Consider the following 23,570-nt stretch of genomic DNA (forward strand, 5'->3'; position numbering starts at 1 on the left):
GCGTGGTGACACGTGGAGCTGACAGATACTAATCGATCGAGGACTTAACCTATTCTTATGTGAAGCATGAACATTGTTATCTAGTTTTGAGAGAACATTCTCTCCATCAGGTTTGGTGGCGATAGCGAAGAGGTCACACCCGTTCCCATACCGAACACGGAAGTTAAGCTCTTCAGCGCCGATGGTAGTTGGGGGTCTCCCCCTGTGAGAGTAGGACGCCGCCAAGCTTGTCTAAAGATCAGTTCCATTCGGAACTGGTCTTTTTTGTGTTTTTCAGGAAAGGAACAAACACTCGATGCATGGTGGACACATATACTAAACTATCATCTAAAACATTCTTAATTTTGTATACAATTGAAAGAGCTAGGGCATACTGAAGCTATAAGTGGAGGTGTCACAATGAGTGAAAAAGAGCGGGAAGCTATTTGTTTGATTTGTGAAGAGAAAAAGACAAAAGGAATTTATTTGTATCATCAGTTTTTATGTCAGGGCTGTGAACGAAAGTTAATTTCTACATCGACCTCTGATCCTAGCTATGCCGATTATGTCAAAAAACTTAAAAACCTTCATACGCCCCCCTTGTATTCATAAGACCATTAGATGGTCTTTTTTTATGAGCTATTTACGATTAGGCTGTTTTTGGAACTTAGTTTGGACATCACCCGTAATAAATAATAAGATAAACAGAGAGCCTGATTATTTATAGGAGTCGATAAAATGAAATCAATCTTTTTCACATTTATATGGGCCTTAATCTCTAGTCTTTTTTCGTTTGCGATTTTAATCGTCAGTATTGGGTATTTCCATCATCATGTTGGCTTATCGATGCTGTATGCCTTGATTGGTTGGGGTTCCATGTTTGCAGGGAGCAGATGGATGGCTGTTCATTTGTTTTTAAAGAAGCATGGACTTTCCCGTAGTGATTATGTATATATCAAACAGCATTTAAAAGAAGCAAGACATAAGTTAGTTCGTTTGAAGAAGGCTTTATTTGCTGTAAAGAACGTAAAGACCATTAAACATAACTATGAAATCCTTCGACTGGCACGAAGAATTTATACGATAACTAAGAAAGAGCCGAACCGCTTTTATGATGCGCAGCGATTTTATTTTGAAAGTTTGGATTCCGTTGTTCAATTAACGGAGAAATATGCACTGCTTTATAATCAGCCAAATCGTAGTCATGAACTTGAGATGACACTGAGTCAAACACGAGTCACATTGACGGAGTTGCAAAAGCAATTGACGAATGATTTGCAACAAATTTTAGGAAGAGACATTGAAGCACTTCATATTGAGCTTGAAGTGGCAGATAAGATGATTAAAAAGTAGATGAAAGGAGTCAAACTCAATGAAACCAGAAGATCACATTACACCTTCACTTACATCCACTACAGGTCTTCAGTTTCGGGTGTTTGATACTTTATCTGATGAGGAAAAACAAGAGGCGTTGCAACGTGCTGAAAATATCCCTGAAAATCAACAAAAGTTGCTTTTATACGGTATGCGTGTGCAACAACGATTATTAGAACAATCTCAGCAAATAATGAATTATGTTGAGAAAAAAGATATTGATCAAATAGGAGATGTGCTTGAGGCCTTTTTGCAGCAATTACGTTTGGTGGAGCCTGAGGATTTGTTACCAAAGAAACAAGGCTTTTTTTCGAGATTGTTTAAAAGAGAGAGGCGCTCTATACAAGAGATGGTATCTCGGTTTAAACAAGCAGAAGCACAAATAGACCGATTATCTGCAAGGCTGCGTTATGCAAGGAATGTATTAATTTCAGACCATAAATTATTAGATCGTTTATTTGAAGAAAATCAGTTGTTTTTCCAAGAGATGACACTACAGGTGGCAGCAGCTGAAGCTAAGTTGGAGTATATAGAGCAACAGGTGCTCCCTGCAACCAAACGGTTTGGTGATCGAACGTTAGAGGAGCAGTTGATGAATCAGAAAGTTGATTATGAGGAATATATGGAGAGATTGAGAGAACGCAAGTATAATTTACTGTTAAGCCGGCAAATTGCACTACAATGTAATGCCCAAATTCGGATGATTCAGCATACGAATCATACATTAGCCAATCATATTCAATCGACTGTTTCAGCATCTATTCCTTTATGGATTAACCAAATGTCCATTGCATTAACGCATATTCAGCAACGAGCTAATTCAGCCCTTGAGCAACGAATTCATCAAACGTATGAAAATATATCAAAGCATCAAGAGTCTCTCCATGAAGGTGCCTTCTCAAAGCCTGTTGATACGTTGAAAAAGATTCAACTCCAATTAGCTGAAACATTACAGGAGACTTTACAAGTCAAAGAAAATGGAAGTCAAGTCCGTGCTCAATTAAAAAGCAATATGCACGAGGCTGAACAACAGCTTGCAAATCATAAACCAATAAAGGAATAACAATCCACCTTTCAGTTCACTTGTTTGAACGGTATAATAGAAATAAGATATCGTTTAAGTGAAAAGGGTCGATTTGTTTGAAAACACCTTTATATACAGCATTATCACAACATGCAGAAAAGAAACCTTATTCTTTTCATGTTCCAGGACATCACAATGGAGATGTCTTTTTTGATGAAGCACGGGCCTATTATGAACCACTTCTTCAACTAGATGTGACCGAGCTTATAGGTCTAGATGATCTCCATCACCCAACTGGTGTGATTCAAGAGGCAGAGGATTTATTAGCACAACTATATGGTGCAGATCAAAGCTTTTTCCTTGTGAATGGCACGACGGTTGGAAATTTAGCTATGGTGATGGCTACATGTAGCACTGGTGATCAAATTCTTGTTCAGCGAAATTGCCATAAGTCTGTTTTCCATGCGATTGAGTTGGCAGGGGCAACGCCTGTGTTTTTAGAAACTGAGGTGGACAAACAACTGCATGTTCCAACACATGTCACCGAAGAGACGCTGAAACATGCGATCGCAAGGCATCCGAACTGTCAAGCAATCGTCTTGACCTATCCGAATTACTACGGGCATGCAGCGGATTTGTCAAAGCTGGTACAAACTTGTCATGAGGCAGGAATGATCGTTTTGGTTGATGAGGCACACGGTGCGCATTTTGTATTGGGCGGTGCCTTTCCTCCATCTGCCCTTTCCTATGGAGCTGACGTGGTGGTACAATCAGCACATAAAACACTTCCTGCTATGACAATGGGCTCCTTTCTTCATCTTCAAGGGGAACGGATTGATGCTGAGCGGGTGAAAACATGGCTAACGATGCTTCAGAGCAGTTCCCCTTCCTATCCCATTATGGCTTCGTTAGATGTGGCGAGGGCTTTTGTTGAAGAGATCAAAGAAAAAGGGCAAGTGAGCGAAATCATGAGAGGGCTGTCAAAGCTGAAAGATCAGCTAAAGCGTATTCCTCATATTGAATTGGTCGAGTCTGACTCTCTATCTAACGATCCATTAAAATGCGTGATTCGGTCAACAAGAGGGCTTACAGGCTATGAATTAAAGAAGGTGTTTGAATCGGTTGATGTTCATCCAGAACTTGCGGATGAATATCAGGTTTTGCTGATTTTCGGTCTTGGAAAAATGAGGGACTTTCCCTTTACCAGCATAGAGCACGCCCTTCAGCATAGTGAATCATTGTTGATAGGAATGGAACATCGTCAAATTGAATCAGCATCTATAGAGATGGATCAGCAAAGACAAGGAATGGAAGCAGTTCCTTTTGAAGAAGCAGAAGGTCGGATAAGTGCAGAATCGATCATTCCATATCCACCTGGAATTCCTTTGATGATCAAGGGAGAGCGCATTGAAGCAGACCAAATTGCAACATTAAGCCGCTTGCTTGAACATCAGGTTCATGTTCAAGCAAGTCAGGTAATAAAACAGAGGAAATTATATGTTTATATAGAAGAGGAGACACGATGAGCGGTATGTTTATTACGTTTGAGGGGCCGGAAGGTGCGGGTAAAACAACGATAATTAAAAAAGTGTATGAAAAAATGGAACGTCAAGGGTATGCAGTGATGGCAACGCGGGAACCAGGTGGCATTGAGATTGCAGAACAGATTCGCGAGATCATTTTAAATGAAAAGAATACAAAAATGGATGCGAAAACAGAGGCATTGCTGTACGCAGCGGCTAGAAGACAGCATTTAGCTGAGAAGGTGGAACCAGCTTTAGACCGAGGAATTACCGTCTTATGTGATCGTTTTGTAGACAGCTCCCTTGCTTATCAAGGTTATGCCAGAGGGCTTGGAATCGAAGAAGTAAAATCTATTAATGATTTTGCCATTAACGGAATGATGCCACAAATGACAATTTACTTTTCTATTACGCCAGAAGAGGGATTGAAGAGAATTCATGCAAATCAAGGAAGAGAAAAAAACCGATTGGACATGGAGACGCTGAAATTTCATGAGCTTGTAAGAGAAGGCTATGAATTACTCATTGCTCAATCACCAGAACGATTCCGTGTAGTGGATGCTTCAAAGCCAATGCAAGACGTGTATGAAGAAGTGCTTCAACTTATTCAGGACACATTAAAGAAAAATCAAATATGACCTAATTGCCAATCGTTGTTATAATAAAGAGGAAGACATCGGCATGTCATCTGTGCCTAAAACGAAGGAGGCCAATCAAATGAAATTAATTGTTGCCGTTGTACAGGACCAAGATAGCAGCAAACTGTTGAAAATATTGACCGAACATCATTTCGGCGTAACAAAATTAGCTTCAACTGGTGGGTTTTTAAAGTCTGGAAATACGACTTTCATTATTGGTTGTGATGATGTCCGAGTGGAGAAAGCATTACATCTCATAAAAGAAAATTGTCGTAAACGTGATCAAATGATTGCACCTGTATCACCAATGGGTGGAAATGCAGATTCATATGTACCATACCCTGTTGAAGTTGAGGTTGGTGGAGCTACTGTCTTTATTCTGCCAGTTGAACAATTTCATCAATTTTAAGGATGGGTTGCTGTGAAAATTAATCAAGATATGCGGCTGCTGTTAGAAAAACGTGAACTTCAGGCGATCAAAGGAAGTCAGATGTCTTCCTCTTTTAGAGCATCTTTGGAGACACAAAGCGGCAAAATGCGTTTAGAACAACTGACGGTAATGCTTAGTGATATCGAAGTAATCGGTAAAAAGCTGACGAAGTCTCGAAATTTAAAGGATTTGGCAAAGTTTAAAGGACTTGTGAAACGCTTTGTGAAAGAGACGGTAGATCATGGTTTAAATATAGAGACTTCTCGGAGCTTTGATCTTTACGGCAATACGCGGACACTCGCTTTAGTCAAAGCTTTAGATGAGAAGCTTATGGAATTAACAGAGGATATGATGAATCAAGAGAAACCCTCTATTGACTTGCTTGAACGTATAGGAGAAATAAAAGGTTTATTGATTAACCTTTACACATAGAGAGTGATAACATGGCAATTAGCTGGGATGACATGAAGGATTTACAGCCGCGCGTCATGCGGCTGATTTTTAATAGCATAGATAAAGATCGACTTGCTCATGCCTACTTATTTGAAGGGAAAAAAGGAACAGGAAAGCTAGATGCTGCCTTGCTTTTAGCCAAGAGCTTCTTTTGCTTGGAAGCAGGTGTGAAACCATGTGAGTCATGTCAAAACTGTAAAAGGATTCAGTCTGGAAACCATCCAGATTTACATCTTGTGCAGCCCGATGGTCAATCAATTAAAAAAGTGCAAGTGCAGGCATTGCAGGAGGAATTTACAAAAGCAGGTGTAGAATCGCACCGAAAAATGTATATCATTCTTCATGCGGACAAAATGACCGTTAATGCTGCGAACAGTTTACTGAAGTTCCTAGAGGAGCCTAACCGGGAAACGATGGCCATTTTAATCACTGAGCAATCTCATAAAATGCTGGATACGATGATTTCAAGATGTCAGATGCTTCGTTTTCAACCTTTGCAGCCGCAATCACTGGAGCAGCAACTTTTGCAAGAAAATGTACCTGAGTATCTTGCAAGGCTTTTGTCGAATTTAACAAATAATTTAGCAGAAGCACTCGAATTAAGTCGAAATGATCAGTTTGCAGAGTCTAGAGCGAAAGTGATAAAATTGTATGAAGTCTTGCATCAGCGAAAAGAACATGCATTTTTTTATATACAGGATCAATGGATGCCTTTTTTCAAAGAGAAAGACCTTCAAGAAACAGGTCTGGATATGCTTTTATTTATATATCGTGATGTATTGTCGATTCAAATAGGAAACGAAGATAAAGTCATTTATCAAGACTTATTCCAGACAATGAAGCAGCACGCGCTGCATTCCACACAGCAAATGGTGACAAACCAGATCCTTGCTGTATTAGAAGCGAAAAAGAGACTTCAATCCAACGTGAATGCCCAAGGGCTAATGGAGCAATTGGTGTTGATGTTGCAGGAGGGATAAGCTTGTACAACGTAATTGGTGTTCGCTTTAAGAAAGCGGGCAAAATCTATTATTTCGATCCAAACGGATTTCATATAGAAAATGATAGTTGTGTCATTGTAGAAACAGTAAGAGGGGTTGAGTACGGACAAGTGGTCATCGCCAATAAGAAAGTGGATGAACACGATGTCGTTCTCCCTCTTCGGAAGGTCATTCGTGTAGCAGACGAGCGAGACCGGCTCATTGTTGAGGAGAATAAAGATGCGGCGAAGTCAGCCTTTGATATATGTCTTCAAAAGGTAAGTGAACACGGATTAGAAATGAAACTAGTTGATGTTGAATTCACGTTTGACCGGAACAAAGTCATTTTCTACTTCACAGCTGATGGCAGAGTGGATTTTCGTGAACTAGTGAAAGACCTTGCATCGATCTTCAAAACTAGAATTGAACTTCGTCAGATTGGTGTAAGAGACGAAGCGAAAATGTTAGGTGGTATTGGTCCATGTGGACGCATGCTTTGCTGTTCTACATTTTTAGGAGATTTTGAACCTGTGTCCATTAAGATGGCAAAAGATCAAAATCTGTCGTTAAATCCTACAAAGATTTCAGGGCTTTGCGGTCGTTTGATGTGTTGCTTGAAATATGAAAATGATGAATATGAATCAGCAAAAGAACAATTACCGGATATCGGTGAGATGATCCAGACGTCTAGCGGCTCTGCAAAGGTAGTTGGGCTCAACATTTTAGAACGGATTATACAAGTTAAATTAACCGAACAAGAAAAAGTGATAGAATATACTTGGGAAGAATTATTACAAGAAGGCGTTGTATCTGCACAAACAACTGAGTAACGAGGTGTGCCACCTTGGATAAAAAGGAACTATTTGATACGGTAATCAATTTAGAAGAACAAATTGGTTCTCTCTATCGCCAGCTAGGTGATTTGAAAAATCATATCGGTGAAGTGATCGAGGAAAACCATCAGCTTCAGATGGAGAACCAGCACTTGCGTGAACGTTTAGATCAGTCCAATCGAGACAAGTCATATGAGGCGTCGAATGATGAGACTGCCCAAAAGCCAAGTCATTCTGATATAGGAGAAGGTCATGATAACCTAGCTCGTCTATATCAGGAGGGCTTCCATATTTGTAATGTGCATTATGGGAGCATTCGTAAAGAGGGAGACTGTTTGTTCTGTCTGTCATTTTTAAATAAAAAATGAGAAAAGGCTTCCGCTGCATCGGGAGCCTTTTTCACAGGAAAAGAAAGGATACATCATGGTTTCGTTAAGAGAAGATGAACGTTTAGATTACTTGCTGGCAGAAGATATGAAGATTATTCAAAGCAAGACTGTCTTTGCCTTTTCATTGGATGCGGTGTTATTAGCAAAATTTGCGTATGTTCCGATTCAAAAAGGAGAAATCATTGATCTTTGTACGGGAAATGGCATTATCCCATTGCTACTCTCGACTCGTTCCAAAGCCTCCATTACAGGTGTCGAAATTCAAGAACGATTATTTGATATGGCAAAAAGGAGTGTAGAGCATAACCAACTAGAACATCAAATTGAATTGATTCATGGTGATTTAAATGATATGCCAACACGCTATGGGAATCATAAGGTAGATGTGATTACGTGTAACCCGCCATATTTTAAAACACCTTCACAGGATGAAATCAATGAAAATGAATATTTAGCGATTGCACGTCATGAGATTCATTGTACATTAGAAGATGTTATTCGCGTTTCTTCAATCTTGCTCAAACAAGGAGGCAAACTTGCAATGGTTCATCGTCCAGGGCGTTTGCTTGAAATCATCGAGCTGATGAAAAAATACCGAATTGAGCCGAAACGGATTCAATTCGTTTATCCAAAGCAAGGAAAAGAAGCCAATACCATCTTAGTGGAAGGTCTCAAAGATGGTAAGCCAGATTTGAAAATCCTCCCGCCACTCTTTGTTTATGGGGAAAATCAAGAGTATACAAATGAAATCAGGAAGATACTGTATGGAGAAGCATAATCATTATTTTTATGTACTGAAATGTGCAGATGGAAGCCTGTATGCAGGATATACAAATGACTTACAAAAAAGGCTGGCGACACATAATAGCGGGAAGGGCGCAAAGTATACAAGAGCGAGACGACCGGTTGAGCTGTATTATCACGAATGCTTCCCAACCAAAAGAGCTGCGATGCAGCAGGAGTATCATTTCAAAACATGGACGCGTAAAAAGAAGGACAGTTATATAGAAGAAAAGCAAAATGAAAAGGAGGCGGCACATGCTAAAGACACAGAAAAGCTTTGATGGTCAATCCGATATGGGTGTGCTTTATTTAGTTCCAACCCCAATCGGAAACTTAGAAGATATGACGTTTCGAGCGATACAAACGTTAAAAGATGTAGACTACATTGCTGCAGAAGATACAAGACAAACGAGAAAACTTTGTCATGTATACGAAATTGACACACCTCTAACAAGTTATCATGAACATAATAAAGACAGCAGCGGCCATAAGTTAATTGAATGGTTAAAAGAAGGAAAGCACATTGCGCTTGTTAGTGATGCTGGATTACCGACCATTTCTGATCCAGGAGCTGAGATTGTTCGAGACTTTACGAGAATCGGCGGGTATGTGATTCCATTACCTGGCGCAAATGCGGCATTAACGGCTTTAATTGCATCAGGGATCGCACCTCAACCATTTTTCTTTTATGGTTTCCTCGATAGACAGAAAAAGGAAAAGAGAAAACAGCTAGAAGCATTAAAAAAACGCCAAGAAACAATCATTTTTTATGAAGCACCCCATCGTTTAAAAGAAACCCTTACCGTTATGAAAGATGTTTGGGGAAATCGAAACATTGCTATTACACGAGAATTAACGAAAAAATTTGAAGAATTCATACGTGGAGATCTAGACCATGTATTGACTTGGGCAGGAGAGCATCAAATTCGTGGAGAGTTCTGTCTTGTGGTAGAAGGAAATGATCAAGTGGATGAGGAATTGAATGAAGAGACATGGTGGCAATCCTTATCTGAAAAAGAACACGTCATTCATTACATAGAAGAAGGTTTGACGTCAAAAGAAGCGATCAAGCGTACAGCAGTCGAACGAGGTGTGCCAAAGCGCATGATATATGATGCATATCATGTTGAACAATAAAGAAAGGTTCTTGCAAACGGTGCAAGAACCTTTTATATAAAAATTATTTTTGTGATTGAAGTTGGCTTTGGATTTCGTTAATGATTTGTTCAGCACCTTCACGGCTAAGAACTAATTTACCATTAGCAAGTTTAAGGTTATCGTCTGATACTTCACCTGTTACTTGGCAAGTCATGTTTGGTTTATATTTTTTTAGGATAATTTTTTCATCATCAACATAAATTTCCAAAGCATCTTTTTCAGCAATTCCTAACGTGCGGCGAAGTTCGATTGGAATCACCACGCGTCCTAATTCGTCAACTTTACGTACAATACCTGTAGATTTCATCTTCATTCTCCTCCCAAAAAGTCCTTATTCTTAATATAATATTATCTTCGTCATTATTCGACAAATTCCTTACATTCCTAGCATAACAAGGTTTCCATAAATCGTCAATCATTTTGTTTACTATTGTTTGTAAAATATGACTCTTATACTCAAAAAACCTCTAAACTACTGATACATAAGGATTTATTAGACATAATGCTTTAGAATATTATAAATGATGAAAACAGATTATCAAGACTTTTGCCCTAAATTAGCCAATTATGAATCTGGAAACAGATTTCTTACGACAATATTCGACAAAACGTCGTGCGGTTTGTCGTTTTTTTCGGGGAACTCATCTTTTTCCATCATTTCATACCGTTCTATGTATATATGCTTGATCTTAAAGGCTAAGATGGTATCATAGAGAAAGCACAAGTGAAAAAAGATTTGAATTTGATACATTTTAATGAAGTCTTCATAACCGCTCTCGTCCATTGGGCGGGAGTTTTTGACATTCATACACACGCAGGAGGTTCCGACATGCCGGAAAAGAAAAAAACGTTTTATTTGACAACACCTATTTACTATCCGAGCGGAAAATTACATATTGGACATGCTTATACGACAGTGGCAGGGGATGCCATGGCTCGATATAAACGTCTTCAAGGCTATGATGTGATGTATTTAACGGGTACAGATGAGCACGGGCAAAAAATTCAACAAAAAGCAGAAGAGCAAAATATTACTCCGATCGAGTATTTAGATCCAGTGGTTGCAGACATCAAATCTTTATGGAAGAAACTCGACATTTCAAATGATGATTTCATTCGTACAACGGAAAAACGCCATACGAAAATCATTGAGCAAGTCTTCCAAAAGCTGCTTGATCAAGGAGATATCTATTTAGATCAATATGAAGGCTGGTACAGTATTCCTGACGAAACATTTTATACTGAAACACAGCTCGTTGATGTTGAACGAAATGAAAAAGGTGAAGTCATTGGCGGGAAAAGCCCTGACAGTGGACACCCTGTTGAATTAATTAAAGAAGAATCATACTTCTTTCGTATGAGTAAGTATGCCGATCGTTTACTTGACTATTATGAAAAGAATCCATCATTCATTCAGCCAGAATCAAGAAAAAATGAAATGATCAATAACTTCATTAAACCAGGTTTAGAGGATCTAGCTGTATCGAGAACAACCTTTGATTGGGGAATCAAGGTGCCAAATAATCCGAAACACGTCATTTACGTCTGGATTGATGCTTTATTCAACTATTTAACGGCTATTGGCTATGGAACAGACCAAGATGAAAAGTACAAAAAGTATTGGCCAGCCAATGTGCATCTTGTAGGGAAAGAGATTGTCCGTTTCCATACAATTTATTGGCCAATTATGCTGATGGCACTTGATCTGCCGCTGCCAAAACAAGTCTTTGCACATGGTTGGCTTTTAATGAAGGATGGCAAGATGTCTAAATCAAAAGGGAATGTAGTAGACCCAGTCACGTTAATTGATCGTTATGGTCTTGATGCCCTTCGATATTATCTTCTTCGTGAAGTACCTTTTGGTGCAGATGGTGTGTTTACACCAGAGGGATTTGTGGAACGTGTAAACTATGACCTTGCCAATGACTTAGGAAATCTGCTTAACCGTACGGTTGCAATGGTTCAAAAATATTTTGACGGTACGTTAAGCAGCTATAAAGGTCCAGTAAATAAATTCGATGAGGAACTCAAAGCTGTTGCTGAACAAACCGTGAAAGCCTATGAAGAAGCGATGGAAAACCTTGAATTCTCGGTGGCTCTCTCAAATGTCTGGACATTAATCAGCAGAACCAATAAATATATCGACCAAACAGCTCCATGGGTGCTGGCTAAAGATGAAACAAAGCGAAAAGAGCTTCACTCTGTTATGTACCATTTAGCAGAATCATTGCGAATCACCGCAGTACTGTTAACGCCATTCTTAACAAAAACACCTAAGAAAATCTTCTTCCAACTAGGGGTTGAAGATGACAAAATGAAAAGCTGGGACAGTATTCAATCTTTTGGTGCTATTCAACAAACAACCGTGCAAAAAGGAGAGCCGCTATTCCCTCGTTTAGATGTTGAGGAAGAAGTGACTTACATTAAAGAAAAAATGCAGGGAAGCTCACCTCAAGCTGAAGAGAAGAAAGTTGAAATAGAAGAAACGGAAGTACCTGATTTAGGAGAAGAAATCGCATTTGATGATTTCTCGAAAGTCGATCTTCGTGTAGCGCAAGTATTGCAAGCAGCCCCAGTAAAAAAAGCAGATCGACTATTAAAGCTTCAGGTTGATTTTGGATTTGAGAAAAGACAAATTGTTTCAGGGATCGCTAAGCATTATCAGCCGGAGGAATTAGTAGGGAAAAAGTTAGTTTGTGTAGCGAATTTAACACCTGTTAAACTTCGCGGGGAAATTTCCCAGGGAATGATTTTAACTGGTGAAACTGGCGGGAAATTACAAGTCCTTGAAGTAGATCAATCACTAGCCAACGGAACCAAAATTCTATAATTCAACAAAGGTGTTCCACGTGTAACATTTCGTCGAACACCTTTTGTTTTTCATGAGACTTGTCGAAAGGAGTAATGAATATGTTATTTGATACACATGCTCACTTAAATGCGGAGCAATATAGTGAGGACTTAGAGCAGGTCATTGAGAGAGCAAAGAGTGAAAAGGTAGAGAAAATCGTAGTAGTGGGATTCGATCGACCAACGATTACCAGAGCGATGGAGTTAATTGAAGAGTATAATTTTATTTATGCAGCCATTGGTTGGCACCCTGTTGATGCGATTGACATGACGGATGAGGATTTGGCTTGGTTGAAAGATTTATCTCAACACAAAAAGGTCGTTGCAATCGGGGAAATGGGGCTAGATTATCATTGGGACAAGTCGCCAAAAGATATTCAAAAAGAAGTCTTTAGACGACAAATTGCTCTTGCGAAGGAAGTGAAGCTTCCGATCATCATTCACAATCGTGACGCAACAGAAGATGTGGTCACTATCTTGAAAGAAGAAGGAGCAGCTGATGTTGGAGGTATCATGCACTGCTTTACAGGAAGCTTAGAAGTTGCAAAAATCTGCATGGAGATGAACTTTTATATTTCATTCGGTGGACCTGTGACATTTAAAAACGCTAAAAAACCGAAGGAAGTCGTCAAAGAAATACCAAGAGATCGGTTATTGATTGAAACAGACTGCCCATATTTAACACCGACACCATTTAGAGGGAAACGCAATGAACCAAGTTATGTAAAATATATTGCTGAGCAAATAGCTGAATTGCGTGAGATGAGCTTTGAAGAGCTTGCAGAATTGACAACAGAAAATGCAAAAAAAGTTTTCGGTATAAATTGACAGTATATGATATCAATCATTGTTTAAGCTTGTCCATTTATGAAACATAAAGAAAAAGTTCTACACGTTTGCTACTCCTCATAGGATAAGTTGTCGATAAGTCTTTCTTCCCTTCCTCCCTTAAAGCTTCCATAATAGGTATACAATCAAGCATTTTTGTACAGTGGGTGGAAGGGTTGACAGGTTTTGAGATACTCTATATAATCTCTCCGAGGAGAAGGAGGCGTTTTTCATCGTTCAAAAAATGAAAAATCTGTTTTCTGTTAAGCAAGGAAAAGGGAAGGTTCCTCTACTAGTCGTTTGCTTACTTTTAGCTGGAACTGGGACGGCTTACGGTGCACATGAGTTCACTAAGCAGTCTATTACTATTTCTATCAATGGTAAAGAGAAAACAATTCGTACACATGAAGAGACAGTAGCACAGCTGCTTTCAGACCTTGGGATAAGGACCAGGGCGGAGGATCATATCTCCCCAAGCCGAAATACAAAGATTCAAGATAATATGAACATTGTGTATGATGCGGCATTACCGGTTCATCTTACCCTGAATGGTAAAGAGAGAACGATTTGGACAACAGATCAGACGGTTGGAGCATTATTGAAGAATCAACAAATAGATATTGGGAAGCACGATCAAGTGACTCTAGAAAAGAATGACAAGATTGAAAAGGACATGAAACTTGTTGTTCAGCAGGCCTTCCAGGTCAGCTTAAATGATGGAGGAAAGAATAAAAAGGTGTGGACCACTTCGACTACCGTCGCTGACTTTTTAAAGCAACAAGAGCTAAAGCTCAAGAAGCACGATAAGATCAAACCTGCGTTACATACATCCATTTCTAAAAAAAGCGCAGATATTCAGATCACTCGGGTGGAAAAAGTCACCGATGTAGTGGAAGAGAAAATTGCTTTTGAAACCAAACATAAAAAGGATCGTTCTCTAGAACAAGGAATAGAGAAGGTACTGAAAAAAGGTGAAGAAGGTAAATTGAAGAAGCACTATGCCATTGTGAAAGAAAACGGCAAAGTGGTGTCTAAAGAATTGATCAAAGAAGTAACTGTGAAAGATAGCAAAGATCGCTTAGTTGCCATTGGCACACAAGTGTCCGAAAAGGAACCTAAAGCGTCCCCAGTTGTTTCAAGAAGCAATGAATCGTCTGGGAAAGAATTTTATGTGACTTCAACAGCTTATACAGCAAGTTGCAGTGGATGTACGGGTAAAACGTCGACAGGCTATAATTTAAAAGCAAATCCAGGTGCAAAGGTCATAGCAGTTGATCCGAGTGTCATTCCGCTAGGCTCTAAAGTGTATGTGGAGGGCTATGGATATGCCGTTGCGTCAGACACTGGATCAGCTATAAATGGAAATAGAATTGATGTGTTCGTCCCTAATAAGTCGGCAGCTTATCAATGGGGGAATAAACGAGTGAAAATTAGAGTGCTCAAATAAACACATCAAAATGATTGATATAAGCAGAGGGCTTTGCGAACCCTCTGTTTTTTTGGTTATAATAGAAGCACTGTTTTCTAATTAATTAGACGCAAAAACAGCATAAAAGGTTTCGTTTTTTTACCAAAAATGTTTTTGCCAGCGGAGGAATAAATGAAAATCAAAGAAATCATTGTGGTTGAGGGTCGTGATGACACAGCCAGAGTGAAGTTGGCCGTTGATGCGGATACGATCGAAACAAATGGATCTGCTATTGGGGATGCAGTCATTCAACAAGTAAGGCTTGCCCAAAAGACGCGGGGTGTGATTATTTTAACAGACCCTGATTTTCCTGGTGAGAAGATACGTAAAACCATTGCAGAAGCGGTTCCAGGGTGCAAGCATGCGTTTTTACCAAAACATCTTGCTAAAGCAAAGCGAGATAGAGGGATCGGCGTTGAGCACGCTTCTTTGGACAGTATTCGAGAATGTCTTTCTAATGTACATGAGGAGATGGAAGAGTCGGAAAGTGACATTTCATTAGATGATTTATTTGACGCAGGCTTAATTGGAGGCGTAGCTTCAAAACGTCGCCGTGAACGACTAGGTGTGCTTTTAAATATAGGATATACAAATGCGAAGCAACTGCAAAAGCGCCTTCACATGTTTCAAATAACCAAACGTGATTTTATTGCGGCACTAAAGACCGTCATGCAGGAGGAAGCCGATGAGTAAAGATATAGCGACACCCGTCAGAACAAAGGAGATATTAAAAAAGTACGGTTTCTCTTTTAAAAAGAGTTTAGGGCAGAATTTTTTAATTGATACAAATATTTTAGATCGAATCGTCGATCACGCTGAGATAACGGATGAAACGGGTGTAATTGAAATTGGACCCGGAATCGGTGCACTGACAGAACAGTTAGCCAAGCGTGCAAAAAAAGTAACAGCTTTTGAGATTGATCAGCGGTTATTACCGATTTTAAATGACACGCTTTCTCCATATGATAATGTCACAATCATTCATCAGGACGTGTTGAAGGCGGATGTAAGGAAGGTCATTGAAGAAAATTTTGCTGACTGTAAAGAAGTAATGGTTGTCGCAAACCTTCCATATTACGTGACCACACCTATCATTATGAAATTACTTGAAGAGAACCTTCCATTGAAAGGGATTGTGGTCATGCTGCAAAAAGAAGTAGCTGATCGTATGTCAGCCGTCCCTTCATCAAAGGAATACAACTCGTTGTCAATTGCCGTTCAATTTTATACTGAAGCGAAAACTGTGATGGTTGTGCCTAAAACGGTTTTTGTTCCACAGCCAAACGTTGATTCAGCTGTAATTAAGTTAACGGTACGTGAGTCACCTGCTGTATCAGTAGAGAATGATGCGTTTTTCTTTCAACTCATTCGTGCAAGCTTTGGACAGCGCCGCAAAACACTCATGAACAATCTTATGAATAACCTTCCAGATGGAAAGAAACATAAAGCCATTATTGAAGAAGCGCTTGAAACAGCTAACATTGATGGCAAACGCCGTGGGGAATCTTTATCTATTGAAGAGTTTGCCCGTTTATCGAACGTTTTACAAAAAGTCCTGATGTAGGGACTTTTTACTTTTGCTTTTCACCACTTCACGCATCAGGGCATAGATTAGAAAGAACAGCATATAACGTAAGACGATACCAACAGGATATGAGCCTGATTGTGGAGTGAAAAGCATGCAATTTCAAATAGGAGATATGGTGACGAGGGCATCCTATCAAATGGATATTATGTTTCGTATTATTCGGATTGATGAGACTGAGCATGAAGCAACCGCCATTTTGCATGGGAATGAAGTGCGGTTGATTGCAGATGCAAAGTTGTCAGACCTTGTATTGATACAAAAAGAAGAGCAGCTCACAAGAGAGAAGGAAGATGAGCGGAAAATCAATGAATCCCTCGACTTACTCAAGCAGGACTATCAGCTACTTCGTGAAAAGCAAGAATATTATGCTTCTGGACAATATCAGCATCAGGAGCAGTATTTTCACATGCCTGGGAAGGTCCTTCATTTAGATGGGGATGCTTCGTACTTAAAGAAATGCTTAGACGTATATGAAAGAATTGGTGTACCTGTGTACGGTGTACATTGCCACGAGAAGAAAATGCCAAGCATGATTGATTCATTAATTGATCAATATCGTCCTGATATATTGGTCATCACAGGACATGATGCTTATTCTAAACAAAAAGGCAGCGTGCATGATATCGGTGCATATCGCCATTCTCGTCATTTCGTTGAAACGGTTCAAAAGGCGAGGAAAAAAGTCCCTCATTTAGATCAACTCGTTATCTTTGCAGGTGCTTGCCAATCTCATTTTGAATCATTGATACAAGCAGGAGCAAATTTTGCAAGCTCGCCTTCACGTGTAAACATTCACGCGCTAGATCCAGTATATATTGTTGCGAAGATCAGCTTCACTCCGTTTGTAGATCGAATCAATGTGTGGGATGTACTTCGGAATACATTAACGAGAGAAAAAGGACTCGGTGGAATAGAGACAAAGGGTGTTCTAAGAGTGGGCATGCCTTATAAAAGAGACCATGAATCGACATAACCCGACTGTTATCAGTCTGGTTTTTTTGTGTGAAAAAAGAAACATCAAGTGAATACATATTTCACCGGATTTTGTGAAAAATAGGGAGGAGAAAAGGTAGAAGTTTGTCAAAAATATTTTGTTGACAATGGCTCATATTCGTTGATATAATTTAATTTTTATTTGACAAAAACGAGCCGTTGTTGTATAATTATCTCAGTGAGGTGGATGCAATGGCGAAGACGTTGTCCGATATAAAAAGATCGCTTGATGTTAACTTAGGTAAACGTTTGACGTTAAAGGCTAATGGAGGCCGCCGAAAAACAATCGAGCGTTCGGGCATATTATCTGAAACATACCCTTCTGTTTTTGTGATTCAATTAGATCAAGATGAAAATTCGTTTGAAAGAGTTTCTTATAGTTATGCAGATATACTGACTGAGACGGTCGAATTAACATTCGATGATACCGCAAGCTCAGTCGCCTATTAGTGGGCAGTGAACTTCTTGTTTACTGCTTTTTGTTTTGCCTTTTCTTCTATATGGGAACCCGTCCATTATTTGAAAGGGGTAAAAGGAGAAATTCGATACAAAATAATAAAGCCATGAAAGCAGTGGCAGCAATTCGAATTCTCGGGCAAAAGGGGCTGTTTCGTTTGGGTAGACGCCGAGGCATTATGTCAGATGAGTTCAAATACGAGCTGGCGAAGGATCTTGGATTTTATGATACCGTGAAAAATGAAGGCTGGGGAGAAATTCGTGCCCGTGACGCAGGTAATATGGTCAAACGTGCAATTGAATTAGCTCAACAGCATATGGCTCAACAAGAGAATCAACGATAAATGAACGGTCAGGGATACCTCAGGTGTCTCTGGCCTTTTTTGATGAAAAAGCAAGTGTGCCAGCCGTGAAAACCATTATTCATCCAATTCGTCAAATGTGATACAATGTTGATACTTATGTTTAGATGGAGAAGTAGGTGAAATGTTTGCGTATTTTAGAAAAGGCACCGGCAAAAATTAATCTCTCACTTGATGTCCATGGTAAAAGACCGGATGGGTATCATGAGGTGGAGATGGTGATGACAACAATAGATCTTGCAGACAGACTAGAGCTGACAGAGCTGGACAAGGATGAAATCTGCGTATCGTCTCATAATCGCTTTGTTCCAGATGATCAGCGTAATCTAGCGTATCAGGCGGCTAAATTATTAAAAACTAGATTCGGTATTCAAAAAGGGGTCTCGATTGTCATAACAAAAACAATCCCTGTTGCAGCAGGCCTGGCTGGGGGCAGTAGTGATGCAGCGGCGACTTTGCGCGGCTTAAATCGTTTGTGGAAGTTACATCTCACGTTAGATGAGTTGGCTGAGCTTGGAGCAGAGATTGGCTCTGATGTCTCCTTTTGTGTATATGGAGGGACAGCACTAGCGACAGGACGCGGGGAAAAATTAAAGCATATTGCCTCTCCGCCGCATTGCTGGGTTATTTTAGCGAAGCCGGTGATTGGAGTATCTACCGCTGAAGTCTACAGACAATATGACGCAAGCAAGGTGGAACACCCGAATGTACAACGTATGATTAAAGCTATTGAAGCAAAAGATTATAAAGAGATGTGTAGTTCACTCGGGAACGTTCTGGAATCTGTGACATTAAAGATGTATCCAGAAGTAGAAATGATCAAAAGACAGATGAAGCGCTTTGGTGCAGATGCTGTCTTAATGAGTGGGAGCGGACCAACAGTATTTGGTTTGATTCAGTATGAATCAAAAGTACAAAGAATATATAACGGACTGAGAGGATTTTGTGATCAAGTTTACGCTGTTCGCATGATCGGCGAACAAAATGCCCTTGATTAAATCCGTATATTAAGTTATATTATTCATAAATTATTCGGGTTCTGGGGGTAAGTTCATGAAGTTTCGTCGAAGCGGCAGATTGGTGGACTTAACAAATTATTTGTTAACCCACCCGCACGTACTAGTACCGTTAACATTTTTTGCAGAGCGATACCAATCTGCGAAGTCCTCAATTAGTGAAGACTTAACGATCATCAAACAGACCTTCGAACAGCAGGGAATAGGCACATTGCTTACTGTACCTGGCGCTGCTGGCGGAGTGAAATATATTCCAAAGATTCAATTACAAGAAGCAGACGAAGTAGTGAACGATATCGGACAGGCTTTATCAACTCCTGAGCGTGTGCTTCCTGGCGGTTATTTATATTTAACCGATGTTTTAGGCAACCCATCCATTCTTGCTAAAATCGGTAAGCTTTTTGCGACCATTTTTGCAGATCGTGCCATTGATGTGGTCATGACCGTTGCGACTAAAGGGATTCCGATTGCCTATTCTGTCGCGGGTTATTTAAATGTACCCGTTGTAATTGTTAGAAAAGACAATAAGGTAACTGAAGGATCAACCGTTAGTATTAATTATGCGTCTGGTTCTTCTAACCGTATTCAAACCATGTCTCTTGCAAAACGCAGCTTAGATAAAGGATCAAATGTCCTTATCATTGATGACTTTATGAAAGCTGGCGGAACCATTAATGGCATGATGAATTTGCTTGAGGAATTTAATGCACATGTTGCAGGAATTGGTGTTCTTTTAGAAGATGAAGGCGTAGATGAACGTCTTGTCGATGAATATGTATCGCTTTTAAAGCTTTCAACAATTGATAGGAAGCAAAAGATCATTGAAATCAATGAAGGCAATTTCCACGAGTTTTTTCATTCGCAATCATAAGCTCGATCAAAAGTGTATCTGAATGGGAGAGATTGATATGACAAAAGTTGTTCAAACCAAAAATGCACCAGCAGCCATTGGACCATACTCTCAAGGAATTATTGTTCATAATATGTTTTACAGTTCAGGACAGATTCCATTGACACCGGCTGGAGACTTCGTAACTGGGGACATTAAGGAACAAACACATCAAGTTTTCCGCAACCTTCAAGCTGTTCTTGAAGCAGCAGGCGCTTCATTTGAAACAGTTGTGAAGGCAACAGTGTTCATGAAAGATATGGAGCAATTTGCTGACATGAACGAAGTATATGGCGAGTATTTCCATACACATAAACCAGCTCGTTCATGTGTAGAAGTAGCAAGACTTCCAAAGGATGCACTTGTGGAAATTGAAGTCGTTGCATTAGTCAAATAACTAGGTTGAAAAGCCGTCTGGTTCATCATATGCAGAAAAGGGCAGCATCATGATGCCTTTTTTTCAAAGCAAATATGTAAGCGTCGTCATAAATTTGACAAAAAATGTATAAATATCCCGATATTTCAAAAAAAGTTTAAAAAATGTGCAGGAGAATCACCACAATCGTTGAATACCTAATTAATGCTTTTATATTGGGAAAAGGTGGTGAACTACTGTGGAAGTTACTGACGTAAGATTACGCCGCGTGAATACCGATGGTCGCATGAGGGCGATTGCATCCATCACGCTGGACCACGAATTTGTTGTTCATGATATTCGTGTGATTGATGGAAATAATGGATTGTTTGTTGCAATGCCTAGCAAACGCACGCCTGATGGAGAGTTTCGCGATATTGCACATCCGATTAATTCAAGCACTCGGGGTAAAATCCAAGATGCTGTATTAAATGAATATCATCGCTTAGGCGAAGAAGAAGCAATCGAATATGAAGAAGCTGGAGCTTCTTAATCATATCTGAATCTAAAAAGACAGCTTTAAGAGAAAATGAAATGTTTTCTTTTACATGCTGTCTTTTTTGCGTTTTTCTTCATGTTTCGTATGTGTTACATCCATTAGAAAATGATTGTACTTCCTCATGTATCCTTGAAATCAGTCCATATTTAGGATATATTTTTCTATGGATAATAGGGATATTGGAGGCCAATCAATGGATAAGCGGTTCGCAGTGATTTTAGCAGCGGGAAAAGGAACGAGAATGAAGTCAAAGCTATACAAAGTACTTCATCCAGTTTGCGGAAAGCCAATGGTCGAGCATGTGGCAGACGAAGCGTTAAAGCTATCTTTAGCCAAGCTGGTGACCATTGTCGGCCATGGAGCAGAGGACGTCAAGGAACAGCTTGGGGACAGAAGTGAATATGCACTTCAAGAAGAGCAGCTAGGAACAGCACATGCCGTCAAACAGGCGAAACCGTTCCTTTCGCAGGAAAAGGGAACAACCATTGTCATTTGTGGGGATACGCCATTATTGACAGCGGAAACAATGGAAGCCATGTTAAGCGAGCATCAAAAACATCAAGCGAAGGTGACCATTCTAACAGCACACGCAGATGATCCAACAGGCTATGGCCGTATCATTCGTGACGAAACAGGTGCGGTTGTGAAGATTGTCGAGCACAAAGATGCGAATGAAGCTGAACTTCAAGTGAATGAAATTAATACAGGGACTTATTGCTTTTCTAATGAAGATCTTTTTCGTGTGATTGAGCAGGTGTCGAATGAAAATGCACAGGGTGAGTACTATTTGCCAGATGTCATTGAGATCTTAAAAAATGAAGGGCAAACGGTTGCAGCTTATCAAACAGCACATTTTGAAGAAACACTCGGAGTGAACGATCGAATCGCGCTCTCTCAAGCAGAGCTTTTAATGAAGCGTCGTATAAATCATCAGCATATGAGAAATGGTGTAACCTTAATTGATCCTGAAAACACGTATATCTCAGCAGATGCTGTCATCGGTGAAGATACAATCATTTATCCTGGAACGGTCATCAAAGGGAAAGTAAGAATTGGTGCAGACGCCACAATTGGACCGAACACAGAAATTGTTGATAGCATCATTGGAGATCGAACAGTGATCAAGCAATCTGTTGTCTGCGATAGTGAGGTCGGGGTTGATGTGACGATTGGTCCATTTGCTCATATACGCCCACTTTCAAAAATCGGCAATGAAGTGAAGATTGGGAACTTTGTCGAAATCAAGAAAACGGTTTTCGGTGACCGCAGTAAAGCATCTCACCTTAGTTATATTGGAGATGCAGAGGTCGGTACTGATGTAAACCTTGGCTGTGGGTCCATTACAGTTAATTACGATGGGAAGAACAAATTTTTAACGAAGATTGAAGATGGCGCCTTTATTGGCTGCAATTCAAATCTCATTGCACCAGTCACTGTCGGAAAAGGGGCATATGTTGCAGCTGGTTCAACGGTCACAAAAAATGTGCCGCAGGATGCATTGTCTATTGCAAGAGCAAGACAAGTCAATAAAGAAGATTATGTGAAAAATATTCATAAAAAATAATCCAAATACCCGGAGGTTTACAATGTCTAATCGTTATGCTGATGCGAATTTAAAGATTTTCTCTTTAAATTCTAACCCTGAACTTGCTGAAGAAATTGCCGAGCGTATCGGAGTTGATCTAGGAAAGAGCTCTGTTAAACGTTTTAGTGACGGTGAAGTCCAAATCAATATTGAAGAAAGTATTCGCGGCTGTGATTGCTATGTCATTCAATCGACAAGTGCACCAGTGAATGAGCATATTATGGAACTATTAATTATGGTGGATGCGCTAAAACGTGCTTCTGCCAAAACGGTCAACATTGTGATCCCTTACTATGGATATGCACGTCAAGATCGTAAGGCAAAACCGCGTGAGCCCATCACGGCGAAACTTTTTGCGAACCTACTTGAAACAGCAGGCGCTACACGTGTCATCGCACTTGACCTACATGCGCCACAAATCCAAGGTTTCTTTGATATTCCAATTGATAACTTAATGGCTGTGCCAATTCTAACAAACTATTTTGAACAGAAAAACTTAAATGATATCGTGGTGGTTTCTCCTGATCACGGTGGTGTGACGCGTGCGCGTAAAATGGCAGATCGCCTGAAAGCACCAATCGCTATTATCGACAAACGTCGTCCAAGACCAAACGTTGCTGAAGTGATGAACATCATTGGTAACATTGAAGGCAAAACCGCAATTCTAATTGACGATATCATTGATACAGCGGGTACGATTACACTAGCAGCAAATGCGCTTGTCGAAAACGGAGCGGCTGAAGTATATGCTTGCTGTACACACCCGGTGTTGTCAGGACCAGCAGTAGAACGGATCACAAATTCAAAAATCAAAGAATTGGTTGTAACAAACAGTATTCGTTTAACAGAGGAGAAGAAAGTAGATAAATTCATTCCACTTTCAGTTGGGCCTTTGCTTGCTGAAGCCATCATCAGAGTACATGAAGAAGAATCTGTTAGCTACCTTTTTAGTTAATTCTCTTATAAAAAAGGCCCTAGGCAGTTGCTTAGAGCCTTTTGTGCTTTTCTCACGTTATAAATGAAAGCGCACATGTTTGAAATGACTCAGTTATGGGTA

At 39.9% G+C, this 23,570-nt stretch carries 28 protein-coding genes and 1 rRNA gene; 28 read left to right on the plus strand and 1 reads right to left on the minus strand.

Features of this window, described 5'->3' with window-relative positions; translation table 11 throughout:
- Positions 1-111: 111 nt before the first annotated feature.
- From rrf to rsmI, 14 genes are all read left to right on the plus strand, one after another.
- A 5S ribosomal RNA gene (gene rrf, locus ACIQCE_RS15850) occupies positions 112-227 on the plus strand.
- A gap of 172 nt (positions 228-399) precedes the next feature.
- Positions 400-591, plus strand: a complete 192-nt coding sequence (locus tag ACIQCE_RS15855; RefSeq protein WP_353854083.1) for a sigma factor G inhibitor Gin — start codon at positions 400-402, stop codon at positions 589-591.
- Positions 592-717: 126 nt separating this feature from the next.
- The gene (locus ACIQCE_RS15860) at positions 718-1,332 is read left to right on the plus strand and encodes a 5-bromo-4-chloroindolyl phosphate hydrolysis family protein (protein ID WP_400495954.1); all 615 of its coding nucleotides are present in this window, start codon (positions 718-720) and stop codon (positions 1,330-1,332) included.
- A 19-nt stretch (positions 1,333-1,351) separates the two neighbouring features.
- Positions 1,352-2,416 carry a toxic anion resistance protein gene (locus ACIQCE_RS15865; protein ID WP_400495955.1) on the plus strand — a complete coding sequence of 355 codons (1,065 nt, stop codon included), beginning with the start codon at positions 1,352-1,354 and terminating at the stop codon, positions 2,414-2,416.
- A gap of 77 nt (positions 2,417-2,493) precedes the next feature.
- Entirely contained in the window at positions 2,494-3,903 is a 1,410-nt protein-coding gene (locus ACIQCE_RS15870) for an aminotransferase class I/II-fold pyridoxal phosphate-dependent enzyme (protein ID WP_400495957.1), read from the plus strand.
- A complete protein-coding gene (tmk, locus tag ACIQCE_RS15875) occupies positions 3,900-4,538 on the plus strand; it encodes a dTMP kinase (protein WP_400495958.1) in 639 nt (212 codons plus the stop codon). Before ACIQCE_RS15870 ends, tmk begins: the two co-directional genes overlap by 4 nt.
- Before the next feature lie 79 nt (positions 4,539-4,617).
- Complete coding sequence (locus ACIQCE_RS15880) at positions 4,618-4,947, plus strand: cyclic-di-AMP receptor (protein ID WP_353854078.1); 330 nt, start codon at positions 4,618-4,620, stop codon at positions 4,945-4,947.
- A 12-nt stretch (positions 4,948-4,959) separates the two neighbouring features.
- Positions 4,960-5,400 carry a YaaR family protein gene (locus tag ACIQCE_RS15885; RefSeq protein WP_353854077.1) on the plus strand — a complete coding sequence of 147 codons (441 nt, stop codon included), beginning with the start codon at positions 4,960-4,962 and terminating at the stop codon, positions 5,398-5,400.
- 11 nt (positions 5,401-5,411) lie between these two features.
- Positions 5,412-6,401 carry a DNA polymerase III subunit delta' gene (holB, locus tag ACIQCE_RS15890; protein WP_400495960.1) on the plus strand — a complete coding sequence of 330 codons (990 nt, stop codon included), beginning with the start codon at positions 5,412-5,414 and terminating at the stop codon, positions 6,399-6,401.
- 2 nt (positions 6,402-6,403) lie between these two features.
- Positions 6,404-7,231, plus strand: a complete 828-nt coding sequence (ricT, locus tag ACIQCE_RS15895; protein WP_400495962.1) for a competence/sporulation regulator complex protein RicT — start codon at positions 6,404-6,406, stop codon at positions 7,229-7,231.
- A gap of 14 nt (positions 7,232-7,245) precedes the next feature.
- A complete protein-coding gene (gene yabA / locus ACIQCE_RS15900) occupies positions 7,246-7,602 on the plus strand; it encodes a DNA replication initiation control protein YabA (RefSeq protein ID WP_400495963.1) in 357 nt (118 codons plus the stop codon).
- A gap of 55 nt (positions 7,603-7,657) precedes the next feature.
- The gene (locus tag ACIQCE_RS15905) at positions 7,658-8,401 is read left to right on the plus strand and encodes a tRNA1(Val) (adenine(37)-N6)-methyltransferase (RefSeq protein WP_400495965.1); all 744 of its coding nucleotides are present in this window, start codon (positions 7,658-7,660) and stop codon (positions 8,399-8,401) included.
- Positions 8,388-8,687, plus strand: a complete 300-nt coding sequence (locus ACIQCE_RS15910) for a GIY-YIG nuclease family protein (protein ID WP_400495967.1) — start codon at positions 8,388-8,390, stop codon at positions 8,685-8,687. Before ACIQCE_RS15905 ends, ACIQCE_RS15910 begins: the two co-directional genes overlap by 14 nt.
- Positions 8,662-9,543 carry a 16S rRNA (cytidine(1402)-2'-O)-methyltransferase gene (gene rsmI, locus ACIQCE_RS15915; RefSeq protein ID WP_353854071.1) on the plus strand — a complete coding sequence of 294 codons (882 nt, stop codon included), beginning with the start codon at positions 8,662-8,664 and terminating at the stop codon, positions 9,541-9,543. The genes ACIQCE_RS15910 and rsmI overlap by 26 nt, the downstream gene beginning before the upstream one ends.
- 43 nt (positions 9,544-9,586) lie before the next feature.
- On the opposite strand, the gene ACIQCE_RS15920 is transcribed toward rsmI, so the two are convergent.
- Positions 9,587-9,877, minus strand: a complete 291-nt coding sequence (locus tag ACIQCE_RS15920; RefSeq protein WP_353854070.1) for a transition state genes transcriptional regulator AbrB — start codon at positions 9,875-9,877, stop codon at positions 9,587-9,589.
- 516 nt (positions 9,878-10,393) lie between these two features.
- Between ACIQCE_RS15920 and metG the strand changes: the two genes are divergently transcribed.
- The 14 genes from metG (at position 10,394) to ACIQCE_RS15990 (ending at position 23,468) form a co-directional block, all read left to right on the plus strand.
- Complete coding sequence (gene metG / locus ACIQCE_RS15925; protein WP_400495969.1) at positions 10,394-12,394, plus strand: methionine--tRNA ligase; 2,001 nt, start codon at positions 10,394-10,396, stop codon at positions 12,392-12,394.
- A gap of 80 nt (positions 12,395-12,474) precedes the next feature.
- A complete protein-coding gene (locus ACIQCE_RS15930) occupies positions 12,475-13,242 on the plus strand; it encodes a TatD family hydrolase (protein WP_400495970.1) in 768 nt (255 codons plus the stop codon).
- Between the two features lie 244 nt (positions 13,243-13,486).
- Entirely contained in the window at positions 13,487-14,689 is a 1,203-nt protein-coding gene (locus ACIQCE_RS15935; protein WP_400495971.1) for a ubiquitin-like domain-containing protein, read from the plus strand.
- A gap of 153 nt (positions 14,690-14,842) precedes the next feature.
- On the plus strand, positions 14,843-15,403 hold the full coding sequence (rnmV, locus tag ACIQCE_RS15940) for a ribonuclease M5 (protein ID WP_400495973.1): 561 nt from the start codon (positions 14,843-14,845) through the stop codon (positions 15,401-15,403).
- On the plus strand, positions 15,396-16,274 hold the full coding sequence (rsmA, locus tag ACIQCE_RS15945) for a 16S rRNA (adenine(1518)-N(6)/adenine(1519)-N(6))-dimethyltransferase RsmA (protein WP_400495975.1): 879 nt from the start codon (positions 15,396-15,398) through the stop codon (positions 16,272-16,274). Before rnmV ends, rsmA begins: the two co-directional genes overlap by 8 nt.
- Before the next feature lie 115 nt (positions 16,275-16,389).
- Positions 16,390-17,271, plus strand: coding sequence for a sporulation peptidase YabG (yabG, locus tag ACIQCE_RS15950; RefSeq protein ID WP_353854065.1), 882 nt, complete (start codon positions 16,390-16,392; stop codon positions 17,269-17,271).
- A 212-nt stretch (positions 17,272-17,483) separates the two neighbouring features.
- Positions 17,484-17,741 (plus strand): biofilm formation stimulator Veg, encoded by a 258-nt coding sequence (gene veg, locus ACIQCE_RS15955; protein ID WP_353854064.1) that lies wholly within the window; start codon positions 17,484-17,486, stop codon positions 17,739-17,741.
- A gap of 164 nt (positions 17,742-17,905) precedes the next feature.
- The gene (locus ACIQCE_RS15960; protein WP_353856642.1) at positions 17,906-18,091 is read left to right on the plus strand and encodes a small, acid-soluble spore protein, alpha/beta type; all 186 of its coding nucleotides are present in this window, start codon (positions 17,906-17,908) and stop codon (positions 18,089-18,091) included.
- 146 nt (positions 18,092-18,237) lie between these two features.
- Positions 18,238-19,107, plus strand: coding sequence for a 4-(cytidine 5'-diphospho)-2-C-methyl-D-erythritol kinase (gene ispE, locus ACIQCE_RS15965; protein WP_400496025.1), 870 nt, complete (start codon positions 18,238-18,240; stop codon positions 19,105-19,107).
- Between the two features lie 55 nt (positions 19,108-19,162).
- Entirely contained in the window at positions 19,163-19,996 is an 834-nt protein-coding gene (gene purR, locus ACIQCE_RS15970; protein WP_400495978.1) for a pur operon repressor, read from the plus strand.
- 37 nt (positions 19,997-20,033) lie between these two features.
- Positions 20,034-20,411 carry a 2-iminobutanoate/2-iminopropanoate deaminase gene (gene ridA / locus ACIQCE_RS15975; protein WP_400495980.1) on the plus strand — a complete coding sequence of 126 codons (378 nt, stop codon included), beginning with the start codon at positions 20,034-20,036 and terminating at the stop codon, positions 20,409-20,411.
- Positions 20,412-20,628: 217 nt separating this feature from the next.
- Positions 20,629-20,922 carry a septation regulator SpoVG gene (gene spoVG / locus ACIQCE_RS15980; protein ID WP_353854060.1) on the plus strand — a complete coding sequence of 98 codons (294 nt, stop codon included), beginning with the start codon at positions 20,629-20,631 and terminating at the stop codon, positions 20,920-20,922.
- A gap of 199 nt (positions 20,923-21,121) precedes the next feature.
- A complete protein-coding gene (glmU, locus tag ACIQCE_RS15985; protein ID WP_400495982.1) occupies positions 21,122-22,492 on the plus strand; it encodes a bifunctional UDP-N-acetylglucosamine diphosphorylase/glucosamine-1-phosphate N-acetyltransferase GlmU in 1,371 nt (456 codons plus the stop codon).
- Positions 22,493-22,514: 22 nt separating this feature from the next.
- Positions 22,515-23,468: a ribose-phosphate diphosphokinase gene (locus ACIQCE_RS15990; RefSeq protein ID WP_353854058.1), complete on the plus strand. Its 954-nt coding sequence runs from the start codon at positions 22,515-22,517 to the stop codon at positions 23,466-23,468.
- Positions 23,469-23,570 lie beyond the last annotated feature (102 nt).

Source organism: Bacillus sp. NPDC093026 (genome assembly GCF_044754665.1).
GTDB lineage: Bacteria > Bacillota > Bacilli > Bacillales > Bacillaceae > Bacillus > Bacillus maqinnsis.

What these genes read in the sequence shown, in the direction of transcription:
- rsmI (WP_353854071.1), top strand. Translation starts at nt 8,662, where the DNA reads ATGCTAAAGACACAGAAAAGCTTTGATGGTCAATCCGATATGGGTGTG.
- veg (WP_353854064.1), top strand. Translation starts at nt 17,484, where the DNA reads ATGGCGAAGACGTTGTCCGATATAAAAAGATCGCTTGATGTTAACTTA.
- ACIQCE_RS15910 (WP_400495967.1), top strand. Translation starts at nt 8,388, where the DNA reads ATGGAGAAGCATAATCATTATTTTTATGTACTGAAATGTGCAGATGGA.
- metG (WP_400495969.1), top strand. Translation starts at nt 10,394, where the DNA reads ATGCCGGAAAAGAAAAAAACGTTTTATTTGACAACACCTATTTACTAT.
- ACIQCE_RS15860 (WP_400495954.1), top strand. Translation starts at nt 718, where the DNA reads ATGAAATCAATCTTTTTCACATTTATATGGGCCTTAATCTCTAGTCTT.
- purR (WP_400495978.1), top strand. Translation starts at nt 19,163, where the DNA reads ATGAAGTTTCGTCGAAGCGGCAGATTGGTGGACTTAACAAATTATTTG.
- yabG (WP_353854065.1), top strand. Translation starts at nt 16,390, where the DNA reads ATGCAATTTCAAATAGGAGATATGGTGACGAGGGCATCCTATCAAATG.
- ACIQCE_RS15880 (WP_353854078.1), top strand. Translation starts at nt 4,618, where the DNA reads ATGAAATTAATTGTTGCCGTTGTACAGGACCAAGATAGCAGCAAACTG.
- holB (WP_400495960.1), top strand. Translation starts at nt 5,412, where the DNA reads ATGGCAATTAGCTGGGATGACATGAAGGATTTACAGCCGCGCGTCATG.
- rnmV (WP_400495973.1), top strand. Translation starts at nt 14,843, where the DNA reads ATGAAAATCAAAGAAATCATTGTGGTTGAGGGTCGTGATGACACAGCC.
- ACIQCE_RS15865 (WP_400495955.1), top strand. Translation starts at nt 1,352, where the DNA reads ATGAAACCAGAAGATCACATTACACCTTCACTTACATCCACTACAGGT.
- ACIQCE_RS15920 (WP_353854070.1), bottom strand. Translation starts at nt 9,877, where the DNA reads ATGAAGATGAAATCTACAGGTATTGTACGTAAAGTTGACGAATTAGGA.
- ACIQCE_RS15935 (WP_400495971.1), top strand. Translation starts at nt 13,487, where the DNA reads ATGAAAAATCTGTTTTCTGTTAAGCAAGGAAAAGGGAAGGTTCCTCTA.
- glmU (WP_400495982.1), top strand. Translation starts at nt 21,122, where the DNA reads ATGGATAAGCGGTTCGCAGTGATTTTAGCAGCGGGAAAAGGAACGAGA.
- rsmA (WP_400495975.1), top strand. Translation starts at nt 15,396, where the DNA reads ATGAGTAAAGATATAGCGACACCCGTCAGAACAAAGGAGATATTAAAA.
- tmk (WP_400495958.1), top strand. Translation starts at nt 3,900, where the DNA reads ATGAGCGGTATGTTTATTACGTTTGAGGGGCCGGAAGGTGCGGGTAAA.
- ACIQCE_RS15930 (WP_400495970.1), top strand. Translation starts at nt 12,475, where the DNA reads ATGTTATTTGATACACATGCTCACTTAAATGCGGAGCAATATAGTGAG.
- ACIQCE_RS15990 (WP_353854058.1), top strand. Translation starts at nt 22,515, where the DNA reads ATGTCTAATCGTTATGCTGATGCGAATTTAAAGATTTTCTCTTTAAAT.
- ACIQCE_RS15905 (WP_400495965.1), top strand. Translation starts at nt 7,658, where the DNA reads ATGGTTTCGTTAAGAGAAGATGAACGTTTAGATTACTTGCTGGCAGAA.
- ridA (WP_400495980.1), top strand. Translation starts at nt 20,034, where the DNA reads ATGACAAAAGTTGTTCAAACCAAAAATGCACCAGCAGCCATTGGACCA.
- ACIQCE_RS15855 (WP_353854083.1), top strand. Translation starts at nt 400, where the DNA reads ATGAGTGAAAAAGAGCGGGAAGCTATTTGTTTGATTTGTGAAGAGAAA.